General features: G+C 41.0%; 21 protein-coding genes, 3 tRNA genes and 1 pseudogene. 17 read left to right on the plus strand and 8 right to left on the minus strand.

Annotation, left to right across the window (positions count from 1 at the left end):
* Positions 1-424, minus strand: a 424-nt coding sequence (locus I2D94_RS18750) for a helix-turn-helix domain-containing protein (protein WP_195397790.1), incomplete at its 3' end; no start/stop codon positions are given.
* Between the two features lie 215 nt (positions 425-639).
* Here I2D94_RS18750 and I2D94_RS17260 point away from each other — a divergent pair.
* From I2D94_RS17260 to I2D94_RS17270, 3 genes are all read left to right on the plus strand, one after another.
* A tRNA-Asn gene (locus I2D94_RS17260) sits at positions 640-715 on the plus strand.
* 8 nt (positions 716-723) lie between these two features.
* Positions 724-800: transfer RNA gene (locus I2D94_RS17265), tRNA-Glu, on the plus strand.
* A gap of 367 nt (positions 801-1,167) precedes the next feature.
* Positions 1,168-1,243 (plus strand) — tRNA-Lys (locus I2D94_RS17270).
* A gap of 40 nt (positions 1,244-1,283) precedes the next feature.
* Here I2D94_RS17270 and I2D94_RS17275 read toward each other — a convergent pair.
* The 6 genes from I2D94_RS17275 to I2D94_RS17300 form a co-directional block, all read right to left on the minus strand.
* Entirely contained in the window at positions 1,284-2,420 is a 1,137-nt protein-coding gene (locus tag I2D94_RS17275; protein ID WP_195397791.1) for a site-specific integrase, read from the minus strand.
* Positions 2,421-2,474: 54 nt separating this feature from the next.
* On the minus strand, positions 2,475-2,921 hold the full coding sequence (locus tag I2D94_RS17280; protein WP_195397792.1) for an ImmA/IrrE family metallo-endopeptidase: 447 nt from the start codon (positions 2,919-2,921) through the stop codon (positions 2,475-2,477).
* Positions 2,922-3,004: 83 nt separating this feature from the next.
* On the minus strand, positions 3,005-3,448 hold the full coding sequence (locus I2D94_RS17285) for a hypothetical protein (protein ID WP_195397793.1): 444 nt from the start codon (positions 3,446-3,448) through the stop codon (positions 3,005-3,007).
* 4 nt (positions 3,449-3,452) lie between these two features.
* Complete coding sequence (locus tag I2D94_RS17290) at positions 3,453-3,740, minus strand: hypothetical protein (protein WP_195397794.1); 288 nt, start codon at positions 3,738-3,740, stop codon at positions 3,453-3,455.
* A 3-nt stretch (positions 3,741-3,743) separates the two neighbouring features.
* Positions 3,744-4,871 carry a hypothetical protein gene (locus tag I2D94_RS17295; RefSeq protein ID WP_195397795.1) on the minus strand — a complete coding sequence of 376 codons (1,128 nt, stop codon included), beginning with the start codon at positions 4,869-4,871 and terminating at the stop codon, positions 3,744-3,746.
* A gap of 4 nt (positions 4,872-4,875) precedes the next feature.
* Positions 4,876-5,418 (minus strand): helix-turn-helix transcriptional regulator, encoded by a 543-nt coding sequence (locus I2D94_RS17300; protein ID WP_195397796.1) that lies wholly within the window; start codon positions 5,416-5,418, stop codon positions 4,876-4,878.
* A 110-nt stretch (positions 5,419-5,528) separates the two neighbouring features.
* Here I2D94_RS17300 and I2D94_RS17305 point away from each other — a divergent pair, with 110 nt between their 5' ends.
* On the plus strand, positions 5,529-5,765 hold the full coding sequence (locus I2D94_RS17305; protein ID WP_195397797.1) for a hypothetical protein: 237 nt from the start codon (positions 5,529-5,531) through the stop codon (positions 5,763-5,765).
* On the opposite strand, the gene I2D94_RS17310 is transcribed toward I2D94_RS17305, so the two are convergent.
* The gene (locus I2D94_RS17310) at positions 5,753-6,394 is read right to left on the minus strand and encodes a hypothetical protein (RefSeq protein ID WP_195397798.1); all 642 of its coding nucleotides are present in this window, start codon (positions 6,392-6,394) and stop codon (positions 5,753-5,755) included. The two genes, I2D94_RS17305 and I2D94_RS17310, sit on opposite strands and share 13 nt — an antisense overlap.
* A gap of 123 nt (positions 6,395-6,517) precedes the next feature.
* Between I2D94_RS17310 and I2D94_RS17315 the strand changes: the two genes are divergently transcribed.
* The 13 genes and pseudogenes from I2D94_RS17315 to I2D94_RS17375 all read left to right on the plus strand — a co-directional run.
* Complete coding sequence (locus I2D94_RS17315; protein ID WP_229056946.1) at positions 6,518-6,706, plus strand: helix-turn-helix transcriptional regulator; 189 nt, start codon at positions 6,518-6,520, stop codon at positions 6,704-6,706.
* Between the two features lie 107 nt (positions 6,707-6,813).
* Complete coding sequence (locus I2D94_RS17320) at positions 6,814-7,299, plus strand: XRE family transcriptional regulator (RefSeq protein ID WP_195397799.1); 486 nt, start codon at positions 6,814-6,816, stop codon at positions 7,297-7,299.
* Positions 7,300-7,303: 4 nt separating this feature from the next.
* Positions 7,304-7,642, plus strand: a complete 339-nt coding sequence (locus I2D94_RS17325; protein WP_195397800.1) for a hypothetical protein — start codon at positions 7,304-7,306, stop codon at positions 7,640-7,642.
* Between the two features lie 14 nt (positions 7,643-7,656).
* Positions 7,657-7,845, plus strand: coding sequence for a hypothetical protein (locus tag I2D94_RS17330; protein ID WP_195397801.1), 189 nt, complete (start codon positions 7,657-7,659; stop codon positions 7,843-7,845).
* Positions 7,845-8,129 carry a hypothetical protein gene (locus tag I2D94_RS17335; RefSeq protein ID WP_195397802.1) on the plus strand — a complete coding sequence of 95 codons (285 nt, stop codon included), beginning with the start codon at positions 7,845-7,847 and terminating at the stop codon, positions 8,127-8,129. Before I2D94_RS17330 ends, I2D94_RS17335 begins: the two co-directional genes overlap by 1 nt.
* Positions 8,116-8,646, plus strand: coding sequence for a glucosaminidase domain-containing protein (locus tag I2D94_RS17340; protein ID WP_195397803.1), 531 nt, complete (start codon positions 8,116-8,118; stop codon positions 8,644-8,646). Before I2D94_RS17335 ends, I2D94_RS17340 begins: the two co-directional genes overlap by 14 nt.
* A gap of 2 nt (positions 8,647-8,648) precedes the next feature.
* Positions 8,649-8,963, plus strand: a complete 315-nt coding sequence (locus I2D94_RS17345) for a hypothetical protein (protein WP_195397804.1) — start codon at positions 8,649-8,651, stop codon at positions 8,961-8,963.
* Positions 8,932-9,606 carry a YqaJ viral recombinase family protein gene (locus tag I2D94_RS17350; protein ID WP_195397805.1) on the plus strand — a complete coding sequence of 225 codons (675 nt, stop codon included), beginning with the start codon at positions 8,932-8,934 and terminating at the stop codon, positions 9,604-9,606. The genes I2D94_RS17345 and I2D94_RS17350 overlap by 32 nt, the downstream gene beginning before the upstream one ends.
* Before the next feature lie 14 nt (positions 9,607-9,620).
* Positions 9,621-10,574: a recombinase RecT gene (locus tag I2D94_RS17355; protein ID WP_195397806.1), complete on the plus strand. Its 954-nt coding sequence runs from the start codon at positions 9,621-9,623 to the stop codon at positions 10,572-10,574.
* Between the two features lie 17 nt (positions 10,575-10,591).
* Positions 10,592-10,999, plus strand: a complete 408-nt coding sequence (locus tag I2D94_RS17360) for a hypothetical protein (RefSeq protein WP_195397807.1) — start codon at positions 10,592-10,594, stop codon at positions 10,997-10,999.
* Entirely contained in the window at positions 10,996-11,409 is a 414-nt protein-coding gene (locus I2D94_RS17365; RefSeq protein ID WP_195397808.1) for a RusA family crossover junction endodeoxyribonuclease, read from the plus strand. Before I2D94_RS17360 ends, I2D94_RS17365 begins: the two co-directional genes overlap by 4 nt.
* Positions 11,410-11,413: 4 nt before the next feature.
* Positions 11,414-12,355 (plus strand): Lin1244/Lin1753 domain-containing protein, encoded by a 942-nt coding sequence (locus I2D94_RS17370; RefSeq protein ID WP_195397809.1) that lies wholly within the window; start codon positions 11,414-11,416, stop codon positions 12,353-12,355.
* 2 nt (positions 12,356-12,357) lie between these two features.
* A pseudogene (locus I2D94_RS17375) lies at positions 12,358-12,924 on the plus strand (DNA primase); the annotation flags it as partial.

Consider the following 12,924-nt stretch of genomic DNA (forward strand, 5'->3'; position numbering starts at 1 on the left):
CGAGCCTCTGCCGATATTCCTGGTGGGCTTCTGCTGCCTTATAATCACGTTGTTCCAGGGAGCAGCGCTGACGCTGCAGACAGCCATTACAAACATAAGGAGGACGAGAGAGAGAAGGGCAGCACTCTTTTTCATAATCATGACAAACCCGGAAACAATGACCACAAAAACGACAATTTCCCTTTTGAAAGCGGCACTGAGGCTGACAGACAAATTTGAGCCGGCATTCAAAACGATGGAGGCAATCGTTCATCATGCGAGACTGAGGATAAGAAGAACGATCGCGAATCAGCAGATGATTTCGAATTTCACGGGAGAGAGTGGTAGGGTTCTTGGAAATCAAACGAGCAATCGTGTTGAAAGAAGAACCCTGATTCAATTCGGATTGAATCGTAATCCGATCTTGCAAAGTTAAGTGACTCATAATGGGGGACTCCTATCTGTACAGGGAGATACAAGATGACTATAACTCATTTGCACGAGTAAATGCAGTCCGCGTCTTTGCAAAAGTAAATGCAATTTCTTTTTGTCTTAAGGCTGCGTTTACTTTTTCAATTCACTTGGAATTAAAAAAATTTGAAAAAACGAAAAAAAGTGCTTGCATACCCTTAAGGCTTATGATATTATAATTAAGCAAACGCCTAAATAGCTCAGTCGGTAGAGCAAACGGCTGTTAACCGTTAGGTCACAGGTTCGAGCCCTGTTTTAGGCGCCATTTTTTTTGGCTCGTTGGTGAAGTGGCTTAACACAGCGCCCTTTCACGGCGTCATTCACGAGTTCGAATCTCGTACGAGTCACCATTAAAAATGAAAAGTCCGCAAGGGCTTTTTTTGTTTTTGGTCAAAACAAAAAATAAAAAACACGATGCTTTGTTTAAGTCGGATAAGCGGTGGAATCTGTGAATAAAGGAATCGTCGGCCAGAAGGGAAACGGTCTCTTTTGTCCAAGTTAACGCAATGATTCCTGTCGCTGACGTTTTCAAATTACCTGTGCATAAAAATTTGTAAAAAAAAGAAAAAAGGCTTGCATTTCTTAGAGTGCTGGAATATAATATCAAAGCACGGCAAGAGAAAGCGCCTGAAAATTGGGAAGCTTTCAACAAAACATTGCATTCCGCCGTCAGGTGTGATAAGATGATTTTGCTAAAATCTTGCTGTTGATATATATGTCTTCTTAGCTCAGTTGGTAGAGCAACTGACTCTTAATCAGTGGGTCTAGGGTTCGAGTCCCTAAGAGGACACCATTTATAAATAAAGCCCTTAAACAAGGGCTTTTTTATTACCTCAATTTTCTATTCGTACCAAAATCGTACCACTTTTAGATTTTTCGTGATTTTTGTCAATATTTTCTGCCATTTTCTGCTGGCGATCCGGATATAGGTGGCCGTATCGGTTTAACGTTTCTGTGACGGTGTGACCAAGCCTCGCTGCGACATCACTTGGCTGGAAGCCTTGGTTGATTAAGTAAGAAACGTGCGAATGCCGGAAATCATGTATTCGGATATTTTTAACGCCGGCAGCTATGATGTATTTCTTTTTGCGATTATCCAACGTTTGAGCCGGCAACCGCTTTGTAAACCCGATCATTGGAGCGTCTGGCCGGTAACCTCCACAACGCTTATAATAAGCGATTAGGGTTTCAATCAGTCGAGCGGTTTCGGTGTCGACTGAGACCTTCCTATGACCTCGCTCATTTTTGGGTGAGGTCATTTTTTTATTTCGGGTGTCCCATTGCTTATTTATACTTATTGTTTTTGTAGTAGGGTCATAATCTTCTATATTTAAGCCGATCAACTCTCCCTTTCGGAGTCCGCACCAATATAGGATGCGAAATGTGACTTTATCCTGGAGGTTATCGATCTTATCATAAAATTTTTGAAATTCATCAGGTGTCCAGAAATTCATTTCTTTTTTCGGTTCATCTTTCCTGATTGCATTCTTTTTCTTAAACGGTGTTTCTGATAAGTATCCTTCATCGACAGCCCAATTTATCACTTGTTTAAAGCCTGTCTGTATGGCTCTTAAGTAGCTGTTGGAATACGGCTCTCCTTTCGGAGTTTTTTGCTTCAAGAGCCAATTCTGCCAGTCAGCGACAGATCTTCGGTTAATTTTGGATAAAGGGATATTTTCAAATTTCGGAAGGACAAATGATTGCTGTTTCTCTTTGTAGGCCATAAATGTTCTTGTCTTAATTTCTTCTTTTTTACTTTTTACATACAATTCAAACAATTCTCCATAAGTCATATCGTCGGCAAGACTATAACTATTTTCTAATGATTGTATAAATAGCCTCTCCGCTTTCTGCGCATCTGCACGCTTCCATTTCCTGTTTTCCTTTTTTTTCTGGTGCTGTACACCTCTGGCATCAGTCCAGCGCACTTTAAAATACCAGACGCCAGCGTTGTTTTTATTTACTGCCATATAATAATCAGTCCTCTCTTACATGAAATATAATAAAGTGGTGTCAATGCTTTTTTAAGATGAGATTTCGCACGTTGCGAGATCATCCAGGTAATCGTACACCCGGCAAGCGGTGTTTTCGGGGCAACCGTTAAGCTGCAGGTAATCTATAATAGATAATCCCGGCTCTTTGTTTTTAAGCAGATACAACGCCGCAAACAGATCGGCCTGCCATTCCATCCGGCCTCCGAGTTCAGTTCTGCCAAGGTGCAGAATACCATTTTCATATTCAAGGAAATAGTGGCCAAGTTCATGCAGAATAACAAACTGTTCTCGTGGCGGGGGAAGATTACTTTTTAAGAAGATCTTCTTGCTGTATGGACTAATGAGTAGGCGGCCGTCTGTTGGCCCATGATTCATGATTGGATCATAGCGCAGTTTAATATCATGGCTTTTTAAAATGTCATTGACCGGAGTGTCGGCGCAATTGTGCAGCGTCGCTACAACAAATTGGTAAATCATGGTAATCCCTCCGGACTTGATTATAATTCAAATATAAAAAAAGGCTGTCCGTTTAATCGGACAGTTGAAGTAAAACTTTAGATTTAGTGCAGAATAAACGATTTTATTTTATTGGAAGTTCCTTGGTATATTACTTTATAAAATGCTTTAAGTAAAGATTCCATTTTGGCACTTTCTGATTTATACTGCTGTTCTTGGCCAAGTAACATCAAATTATCTTGAATATCATTGAGCGAATTAATAATTTTTCGGTAATAATCCTCATCTATCATTCTAAAATAATATGATTTTTTTTGAAGATCGCGTATAAGCTTTTTTGCTTTTTCGCGATCGGATTTTTGTAAAGTGATCGCGCCATAAATTAATTTAGGAAGTTTAATTGTGAGAGTGCCTTCACCATATATTTCTACAATAAGAGATTCTTTTCTTTCATATCTTTTTATCACGAATTCGGAAATTATTGTCCAAAAGGCTGTTACTATTGAAACAATAATTGCAATAACAGAAATAATATCAGAAGACGTCATAGAATCACCAAACAATAAAGATAGAATCTAATATTTTATCAACAATCTCTTTTTTTTCGCATTGAAATTCAAAGTGTTTTAATAAATCTTCTTTTTTAATCTTTTTAAAAATTTCTGAACAGAATCCCTGAACAAAAGATACAGATATATCTTCTATAAAGCTAGGAAATACTATGGTGTTCATCCCGTTCCAGTCTACTTTGTTTTCTACTTGTTCTTTGAATGTCTTTACCCCTTTTGGATTTCCGACAATTTCTGGAAGTGATTTGTCTAATACTAATTCAATTCTCATTGTCTATCTCTCCTTCTCTTTGACTAAGACTATATTATACAATATGCCCTGGATCTGTATCGGCGATACACTTATGGCTTCTTCGCTAGGTAATTCACTTATAAAATTTGAAGATTCATTAAGCCCGATTTGTTCGTTCTTAATATCGATAAGTGAACATCTAAATTGCAAAGCTGCGGTTTCGGATACAACGTAGGAATAGTCAGCAGTTACTTTGTTAGAAATTTTTTTAATGAAAGTCGGTAATCCAGTTCCACCGTTGGATTGATTATTTCTTCCTGTAACATAGGGTTGTATGGCGCTAATCATAAAGAAATGATTGGCGGTATAGTGGTTATCAAAAGCTTTTTTGTGAAATTGGTAAGCTTGTTTTACAACCTCGCTTTCTAGTTCACCATTATAATACTTGTTTTTAATATCTGTGAACATTGTTTTTTCAGAAAAACACAAAATATTGATATTGAAATAGTCAAAAGATTTATCTAATGTGCCAGTTAATTCGGCGTCTTCTATAGTTATGTATATGAAGCAGCTTTCGTTTGAATGCTCTAAAGCATTTCCGCATAGCTCGCTTATGACTTGCTTAACATCGTTATTAAACTGATTATCGCTTGAATGCTCCCTTAGAAAATTTTTAACTTCTTGTAAAGCTTTTGATAAATCCTTTGAATCTTCGTCGGGGATTATGGTTCTTAAATAATATGTGTTATTTATGAATTGGTTGGCTTGAGTTGAGAGCATTTGATTAACAAATTCTGTTGTTGTTATCCTGTTTTTTAAAAAACGGCCGATAGGACTATGATCAATAATATTAGTTGTAATATTATTTTTACTAATATTCAAGGTGCGAAAATAAATTTTAGTATTAGGCTTTTTAATGATTAAATAACAAAATGCAAAGGAAAATAAAAACACAGTTGCGCCATCTACAAACGCTCCAATATCCATATCAATATTAAGGGTCAAATCATTTCTTGGTGAAATGCATAAATACTTTATGTTAGCTAGAAAAGATTTTAGACCGATAAAAGATAGATAAGATTGTCTGAATGTTATGCATACTTTTCCTTTCTTATTTATTTCTATTCTTTGCGGCGGAATGTGATTAAATAAGATATCTAAATTTAACATAATTCTATTCCTTTTCTTTTTGTTCCTCATACAGCTCGTTTGCCAGCTGGATGATCTCATCATCTGTCGGATCTTCGCCGCTGGAAGATGGCGTAAACTGGGCGTTTGCTTCATAATACCGCCGGGCTGCAGCTGCGTCGACGAAGCCGATCGGGTATTTATAGCCTTCAGGATACTTAACAAAAGCTTCAGGCACAAACGCCTTGGCACCCGCCAAGATTTTTTTCTGTGTTGCGCTATCGACGTTCATCATGGCTTCTATAATTTCTTGGACTTCGGTTGGATAGTTGATTTTTTCGGCTACGTTCATATTTTCCACAAAGTCATTGTAATCATCCCCTAGCCGATCATGTAGTGCAATATAAGTTAATTCGTTATCGGTGATTCCAAAGTAGTTTTCTAGCTTTCTGACATCGGCTAACGAAGGAGACCTTGATTCAGCTTCCCAGAATCCTATAAGGGGTTGGCTTACGCCCAAAACTTCCGCAAGCTGTTTTTGATAAAGGCCTGATTTCTTTCTTAATTCTTTTAGTCTTTTGCCTAGCATAGAATGCTCCTTTCATAGAAATAACAAAAATTTATTTCTTCACTTTACAAATAACAAAACATATTGTAATATGTATATGAAATAACAAAACGTTATTTATAGGAGGACGTATGGAACAGAAAAAATATGATTTTAACAACAACCCAAAGAACTGTAGAAGCCTTGACGGAGTCGAAATTATTTCCGTCGTAAAAATTAAGCTGACAAAGGGTTCTGGGACTGATGGTGACATGTGCAGAGATGTTACTCAATATTGGGATTTAGAAGGGAATTTTATAACAGAAGTTGATCCGTGTAATGTTACTGAGTTGCAAATGCTTTACAAAAAGAAACGTCATTTTTTCTGAATCTTTTGAATTAAATACTCTTTTTTAAGATAGCGTTCAATTTCGCTCACTACAATGTCCAAACAGTTTTTTAATTCAGCTCTTTCATCTATTGTGTATTTTTTGTAATAATGCGTTTCATCATTCCCCAACCACCAGCATCGTTTTGCAAATCTATGGATGTCGCCAAACTCTTTATCATCTTCTCTAAATTCATTGTCTATAAGCCTGCTTACGCTCGCTTCCTTCTTAATTTCTTCAGCTATGTCAGGCTTTAAATAAGCAGCAAAATCTTTGATAAGCGTTTCTAAAGCCATTCTAAAGCCTGAACCAACTAAACTATCAAGACTTGCATTATCTGCGCTCAAGCATTGAGAATATACTTCAACAAATTTTGGGGATAAACTTTTTATTTCATCACTGAAATTAGCTATTTTCTTATCTTTAGGGTAAACGGCTATGGGACTTAAAAAACCTCTAACATTAGCATACTCAACTGTATAAGCATTAAAACACATTTTGCAATAATAAATAGCAACTTCTGTAGTCATATCCGGAAAAGAATTTCGTGGGAGTGTTACAGAGCCTAACGTAATTGGCTCTCGATATCCTCCACAAATTGGGCAAAAATTATTATCAAAGTTCTCCACTATATCACCTTCTTAAAGTGATTATACCAAAAATATAACGGAATGTCATATTAACTTGTCCGGGGAGATACAGCCCCGCTGATGATGACCGTCAGGCGGTCGAAACAAGAAAGGAGGGCAAAGATGCGACAGTGGTTAATTGAATTACGCAAAGGCAAAGGCTTAACGCAAGAAGCGATGGCTGAAATGCTTGGCGTAACTCAGCCTAGTATCGTTTTGTGGGAATCAGGTCAGAGAACTCCGAAGCCCCAGGTCGCAAAGAAGGTTGCGGAGATTCTCGGGTTTGATTGGACAAAGTTCTATGAGGCTTAAAAAAAGAACCGCTCGCTTTGGCAGGGGAACGGTTCAATCGGGAGAAAAAGGAAATGTTTGAAATCCCTTTTCTGCCTTAATTCTACAATGGAAAGAAGGTGAGTAAAATGGCGAAATTTGCTACAAAAGCAGCAGAAAATGAGTTCTACATCGCTCGTATGGAAGCCGCAAAGTTCAATGATGATCTGGCGAGCCGTGAAGGCGCAAGCGAATACCTCGGAATGGACCGTACACGGCTTTCACGTATTGAGTTAGATAGTCAAGTGCCACTTCCCGAAGATGTCCTGCTCATGGCTGATCTGTATCGCCGGCCGGAACTGTGCAATCACTACTGCACACGGATTTGTCCGATCGGGAAAAAGACGATGGAACCTATGATAGAAGGCAGCCTACCTGAGCTGGCGATCAAATCGTTTTTCGCAGCGCATGACATTGATCAGCCAGCGGAGGAGTTTCTGAAGATGATGGAAGATGGCAAGCTTGATTCCAAAGACAAGCAACGATTGGAGGAAATCCTTCCGGAAATCAGGAAGACGGTAAATGTCTTTAATACCTTGCTTGTTATGCTGTCAAAAGAATTGGAAAGGGGGTGAAGCTATGAAAAAGAATGATCCAACAAGCCCGGCAGAGCGGCTGGAAATCCTCGAAAGCAAGACCTGGCTCACGACACCCGACATAAAAAAGGTCGCCGATTGCGGCGAACATACGGCTCGGAAGATCTTAAAATCCATTATCGCTGAAATTGAAGCTGAAGGATATCTTGTGCCGTCAATGACGCAGGTTCCGACCGATCGAGTAATCCGGCGCCTGAACATCAATCTCGATTTTCTGAGATTGCAAATTAAAAGCGCTCCCGAAAGTTTGACGACCGAGAGAGCGCTAGTCGAATCCTCTAGCAAAGATTCGACTCCATTATATCACATCCTAAAATCGTGAGAAGGGAGAATTAAATGACAACCAACGAAGCAGCCCGCGCTTATGCGGTCGTGGCAGCGTCAATGCTGCCGCCTGAATTAAGACAAGACAGCAAGTTGTTTGCAGTGTCACTCTATGCCCAGATGATCGAGCTGATGGATGCGTACACAGAGGAAGAGGTTCTCGCCAAGATGTACAAACTGCTTGATGGGGAGGCGTACTGATGTTACACGAAGAATTTGAAACAATGATTGATCGGCAGGTTTCTGTTGATCAGTACAATCTGGTAAATCACGTTTATATGTATCATCCGGCAGGTTTTTCAAAAGAGAACATTGCGGATCTTTGGAAAATGGGAGGTCAAGAACTGTTTCGGGAATTGACACCGGCCGCAGACAAACTGTACGAATTAGAAACAAATGTGCTCGCATTGAAAAGTCAGATTAAAGCTGCAGAAGAAGAGTTAAAGTCCATTAAAGCGAGGCACAACGAAAATGCGCCGGCTTAAGCGATCCGCGCTGGTAGTCATCACTGCTGCGATGACCGCGGGTGTGACGCTTAACCTGCCGGCAGCCGAGGCCGAGACACCTGCACCGCAACCAGTGACCATGATCGATCTCTACCAGCCCGATACGCCACCGACTTACACAGCCGACATGGACGTCAGCTGGCATGAGTGGCAGCCAACTGGTAAGGCTGCCGGGGTTGTCCCAGTAGCATTGCTGGAGCTGGCAGAGGAGTATAACATTAGCCCAATTTATGCGACAGCGGTGTTTGTCCTTGAGACCGGCTGGGGCAGCTCGTCGGCATGGCTGACCAAGCACAATCCGGCCGGCATCCGGTGCGGATTCAGGTATTGCAAATATGACACGGCCACAGAGGGCCTCAGACGCATGTTTGAGATCATGCAAGATTATTACAGCAACGGCCTAACCACAGTGGATCAGCAGCGGTCCTTGTGGTCAGAGGCCGAGGATACTGATTTAATTGTTCAGTTGATGATCCAACTAACAGAAGGGAGATAGCTATGACGAGAATCGAAGAACAGCTTTGGCGACAGGAGCAAAATTTCCTTTACGGCGCCGGATGTCAGATGCAATCGGAATTTGAGCTGGCTTACGAATGCGATTGTGGTCATTCCTGCGAAGATGGGAATGAGCATAAAGTGGACGGCGAAACAAAATGTCCTGAATGTTATGCAAGATACTTAGCGGAGCTACATGAAAAATACCTTAAGGTCATGAAATCGAAATTTACTGAAGAAGAACTCGATATCATGTACGACGAAGGAATTCTGGAGGACTTTACAGATGGCATACTCCACCGAGCTGTATCAGCCTGATAAAAAGGCTGCTTACGATGTCTTGAGTTTCCGGACTGAAAAAGAATGGTTGGCTGCTCGAAGAAATGGAATAGGCGGTTCGGATTCAGCTGCTGTTCTCGGATTAACACCTTATAAAACCAAGGTAGAGATATATGAGGAAAAGGTAGGTATTGCGGAGTCCGAAGATATCAGTAAAAAACCTTCAGTTGTTTACGGAAAAAGTGCAGAAGAACCACTTCGACGGTTATTCCAGCTCGACCATCCAGAGCTGATCGTCAATTATAAAAACAAGACGATTCTCCGTAATCGAGAATATCCATTTCTTCTCTTTAGCCCTGATGGACTCCTTAAGATGAGAGATTCTAGTAGTAAAGGGATTTTTGAGAATAAAACGACAACTGTCTATAACCGAAATAAACTATCGGAATGGGATAACCATGTACCTGATTATTATTTTTCACAAATAATGCATGGATTAATCGTTACAGAGTTTGAATTTGTCTATTTGAGAGCGTTAATAAAATTTCCAGATGGTGATTCACAAATTAGAAATTATTATTTCAGAAAAAGTGATTTCGAAAAAGATATAGATTATATAAAAACTGAAGAAATTAATTTCTGGAATAATCACATCCGTAATAATTGCAAACCTAAAAATTAGAAGGAGAAAGAACAATGAGTCAATACACTAAACCTACAAATGCTATCACACCAGAAGCACAACATAAAGTTCAATTTCAGGCTTTTATTAAGAATGAGAATGTACTCAAAAACATCAGCGAAACGTTGGGGAGTGAAACTAAAACAAAGCGGTTTGTAGCATCGGTAATCTCAGCAGTATCCACTAATCCTACGCTCCAAGAGTGCCAGGCACCGACGATCATCAGCGCAGCGCTGCTTGGAGAATCACTGAATTTATCACCATCTCCGCAGTTGGGCCACTACTACCTTGTTCCGTTTAAGGATAAAAAGGCCGGAGTCACAAACGCAACCTTCCAGCTGGGGTATAAAGGCTATATCCAGCTGGCTATCCGTTCTGGCCAGTATAAAAAAATGAACGTGATAGCAATCAAGGATGGTGAACTGATCGGCTATAACCCGCTGGATGAAGAATTACAGGTCGAGCTAATCGAGGATGAGTACGAACGAGAGCAGCGACCGACCATTGGCTATTATGCCATGTTTGAGCTGATTAACGGCTTCCGGAAGACAATGTATTGGAGTAAACGGAAGATGATGGCTCACGCTGAGAAATACTCAACCGCCTTTAAATTTAACGGTGGAGCTGAAGCTCTTAAAAAATTAGAAAATGGCGAAATCCCAGAAAAGGAACTCTGGAAGTATTCCTCGTTCTGGTTCAAGGATTTTGACGGTATGGCGTTCAAAACAATGCTCAGACAGTTGATCAGCAAGTGGGGAATTATGTCCATCGAGATGCAATCCGCTTATGTTAATGATATGGCGTTCAAAGATGAAACTGGCCGTGTAAATTACATTGAGAACGAAGTGGACACCGAAGCTGTTACGCCGGTAGTCGTGGAAAATGAAGCTGAACCAGAAGCGACGCCAGAACCAGAGGCTATGACATCAGATCAGTCAGCAACAATCAATCAGCCGAGTCTGCTATAAGAAAGAGAGGGAATCAAATGTTATACATCAATAATCTAAAAGAGGGAAAATCCATCCTACTGCTTAAAAACGAAGCGATCCTGGCCGCTGTGGACGAGGAGCTGATCAAGGTACTGAACAACATTGAGGACACAAAAACCGACGCAACCAAAAAGCGTCGGATCCGGATTGACCTGTCGATTGAACCGGCCGCGAGCCGAGATTCGTTTGAACTTTCGGCGGACATTGGCAGCCAGTTGGCGCCAAAGAACGCTCTGCAGATATCACTTGATTTGAGCAAGACTGCAGAAGGCGATTATACGATTCAAGAGGAGATGGAAGAAGCGCCAGGTCAATCGGATATTTTCGGAGGCGAAATCGAAGGCCCGGACATTGCATTTGTGCCAAGACAGATCGGAGGACCGCGGCCGGGAGATCAAGCATGATCAATATTCGATTCGAGGTGCAAGGAGAACCAAAAGCAAAGGCGAGACCCAGAGTTACACGCTCTGGGATCGCCTATACTCCTAAAAATACAATTTTGTATGAGAATCTTGTAAGAACGTCTTTCCAGCAATCCTATCCAGATCATATTCCGATTGATTGCGAGGTAGAGGCTATCATCACCGCTTATTTCTCAATTCCAAAGTCAGCTTCCCAAAGAAAAAAGGAACTCATGGGCTTTGGTTTGATCAATCCTACAAAAAAGCCTGATCTGGACAACATCGCTAAAGCGATCCTCGATAGTCTAAACGGAATCGCTTATAAAGACGATAGTCAGATCGTCAGCATGGTTGTTTCAAAAAAGTACAGTAACAGACCGAGAGTCGAAATTACACTGAAAGAAAAGGTGTAAAGCTATGGCAGGCAAACCCAAGAAGAAATTGGATTATGCCGGCTGGAATACCGATATATTTGAAAACGAACCAAAGATAGACAAGCTACTGGATGCGCAGGGATGGGTTGGATTTGGGATCTATTTCTATCTTTGCCAGCGAGCTTATGGTTCTGAAGGGTACTACTACCGATGGAGCTATGACGATGTGGCCACTACCGCAAGGAAGATGGGCTGCGGCATCAGGTCCGAAACGGTCAGACAGACCGTCGCCTTATGCTTTCAGATTGGGCTCTTTGATAAGAGGCTGTTTGAAGAGTTTAAGGTGCTCACAAGTCGGGGTATACAGAAAAAATACTGGCTAGTCGCAAGTGAGCGTACCGATAAGTCGGTCATAGAAGAATTATGGCTTCTGAACGATGATGAATGCAGAGGTTGTCTTAAAGTTACCCTAAAATCGGATTCTCAGCCGGAGAATGACCATTCTACCCCCTCAACATCGAATGTTAGGCCACTAAAGGAAAGTAAAGTAAAGGAAAGTAAATATACTACAACAACAGCGGACGTCAAGTCACCGATAGAATTTACTGAGGAAATATTCGGACGGCCTATCAATTCAACGGAAATGGAAAAGATTATCGAAATGCAGAAAGCATACACCGATGATCTTATCATCCTAGCTCTTAAAGAAACTGCGTTGAATAATGCCCAACACATCAATTACACAGTAGCGATCTTGGCAAATTGGAAGGCCAAGGGTTATGACACTGTGGAAAAAGTCAAGGCTGGACTTGAACAGCGCAGAACAAGGGTTAACGGTAAAGGTCGATCAAAGCGACCGGATGTATTGCCGGATTACTATGTCCAGATGAAATCCGGATCGGATCCGGAAGTCGCAGAAGACGTAGATTTCGACCGCGAAGAATTTGAAGAAATCCGCCGCAAATTAAAAGAACAGGAGAAGTAGAGATGGAAAGAAAATACTACGAAATTAACGAAGCTGCAGCCCGGCGATCAAAGGAAATGATGTCCTTTGATGACTACCGCGAAGGAAGTGCGACATCAGCTTATCGACAGGAAGCAGAACAAATATACCAGCTGGCTGAGAAAGTGGCTGATAGACGGCCAGACGCCGCTGAGAAAGCGGAGAAATTAGCTGATCAGTATGCTAAATTACTGGCTGACTACTACAATACCAATTTCCGGATCGATCAAATGTGTCCTTCAGTAATGATTGCGGGACCGGCTAAATTCCCAATCCGAAAAAAAGAAAAGCAGAATCAGGCGTGGGATCGAAACCAAGAGAAGTATAAACTGTGCAAAGCGATCGAAGGTAAAATCAGAAATCTGCTAAATGGTAAGGAAGTCATAACCGCCGGCGATCCGGAAGCCATAGAAAAGCTGAAAAACAAGCTGGCGAATCTTGAGCAGGCGCAGGAAACCATGAAGGCAGTCAATTCCTTTTATCGCAAGTATAAAACGCTGGACGGTTGCCCTAATTTACCTTTAGAAGAGCTGGAAAAACTGAAAATATCT

This window comes from Holdemania sp. 1001302B_160321_E10 (genome assembly GCF_015552275.1).
In the GTDB taxonomy this organism is placed as follows: domain Bacteria; phylum Bacillota_I; class Bacilli_A; order Erysipelotrichales; family Erysipelotrichaceae; genus Holdemania.

Bases quoted from the DNA above. Each gene is read 5' to 3' on its own strand.
- I2D94_RS17275 (WP_195397791.1), bottom strand. From the start codon at position 2,420: ATGGCAGTAAATAAAAACAACGCTGGCGTCTGGTATTTTAAAGTGCGC.
- I2D94_RS17280 (WP_195397792.1), bottom strand. From the start codon at position 2,921: ATGATTTACCAATTTGTTGTAGCGACGCTGCACAATTGCGCCGACACT.
- I2D94_RS17285 (WP_195397793.1), bottom strand. From the start codon at position 3,448: ATGACGTCTTCTGATATTATTTCTGTTATTGCAATTATTGTTTCAATA.
- I2D94_RS17290 (WP_195397794.1), bottom strand. From the start codon at position 3,740: ATGAGAATTGAATTAGTATTAGACAAATCACTTCCAGAAATTGTCGGA.
- I2D94_RS17295 (WP_195397795.1), bottom strand. From the start codon at position 4,871: ATGTTAAATTTAGATATCTTATTTAATCACATTCCGCCGCAAAGAATA.
- I2D94_RS17300 (WP_195397796.1), bottom strand. From the start codon at position 5,418: ATGCTAGGCAAAAGACTAAAAGAATTAAGAAAGAAATCAGGCCTTTAT.
- I2D94_RS17305 (WP_195397797.1), top strand. From the start codon at position 5,529: ATGGAACAGAAAAAATATGATTTTAACAACAACCCAAAGAACTGTAGA.
- I2D94_RS17315 (WP_229056946.1), top strand. From the start codon at position 6,518: ATGCGACAGTGGTTAATTGAATTACGCAAAGGCAAAGGCTTAACGCAA.
- I2D94_RS17320 (WP_195397799.1), top strand. From the start codon at position 6,814: ATGGCGAAATTTGCTACAAAAGCAGCAGAAAATGAGTTCTACATCGCT.
- I2D94_RS17325 (WP_195397800.1), top strand. From the start codon at position 7,304: ATGAAAAAGAATGATCCAACAAGCCCGGCAGAGCGGCTGGAAATCCTC.
- I2D94_RS17330 (WP_195397801.1), top strand. From the start codon at position 7,657: ATGACAACCAACGAAGCAGCCCGCGCTTATGCGGTCGTGGCAGCGTCA.
- I2D94_RS17335 (WP_195397802.1), top strand. From the start codon at position 7,845: ATGTTACACGAAGAATTTGAAACAATGATTGATCGGCAGGTTTCTGTT.
- I2D94_RS17340 (WP_195397803.1), top strand. From the start codon at position 8,116: ATGCGCCGGCTTAAGCGATCCGCGCTGGTAGTCATCACTGCTGCGATG.
- I2D94_RS17345 (WP_195397804.1), top strand. From the start codon at position 8,649: ATGACGAGAATCGAAGAACAGCTTTGGCGACAGGAGCAAAATTTCCTT.
- I2D94_RS17350 (WP_195397805.1), top strand. From the start codon at position 8,932: ATGGCATACTCCACCGAGCTGTATCAGCCTGATAAAAAGGCTGCTTAC.
- I2D94_RS17355 (WP_195397806.1), top strand. From the start codon at position 9,621: ATGAGTCAATACACTAAACCTACAAATGCTATCACACCAGAAGCACAA.
- I2D94_RS17360 (WP_195397807.1), top strand. From the start codon at position 10,592: ATGTTATACATCAATAATCTAAAAGAGGGAAAATCCATCCTACTGCTT.
- I2D94_RS17365 (WP_195397808.1), top strand. From the start codon at position 10,996: ATGATCAATATTCGATTCGAGGTGCAAGGAGAACCAAAAGCAAAGGCG.
- I2D94_RS17370 (WP_195397809.1), top strand. From the start codon at position 11,414: ATGGCAGGCAAACCCAAGAAGAAATTGGATTATGCCGGCTGGAATACC.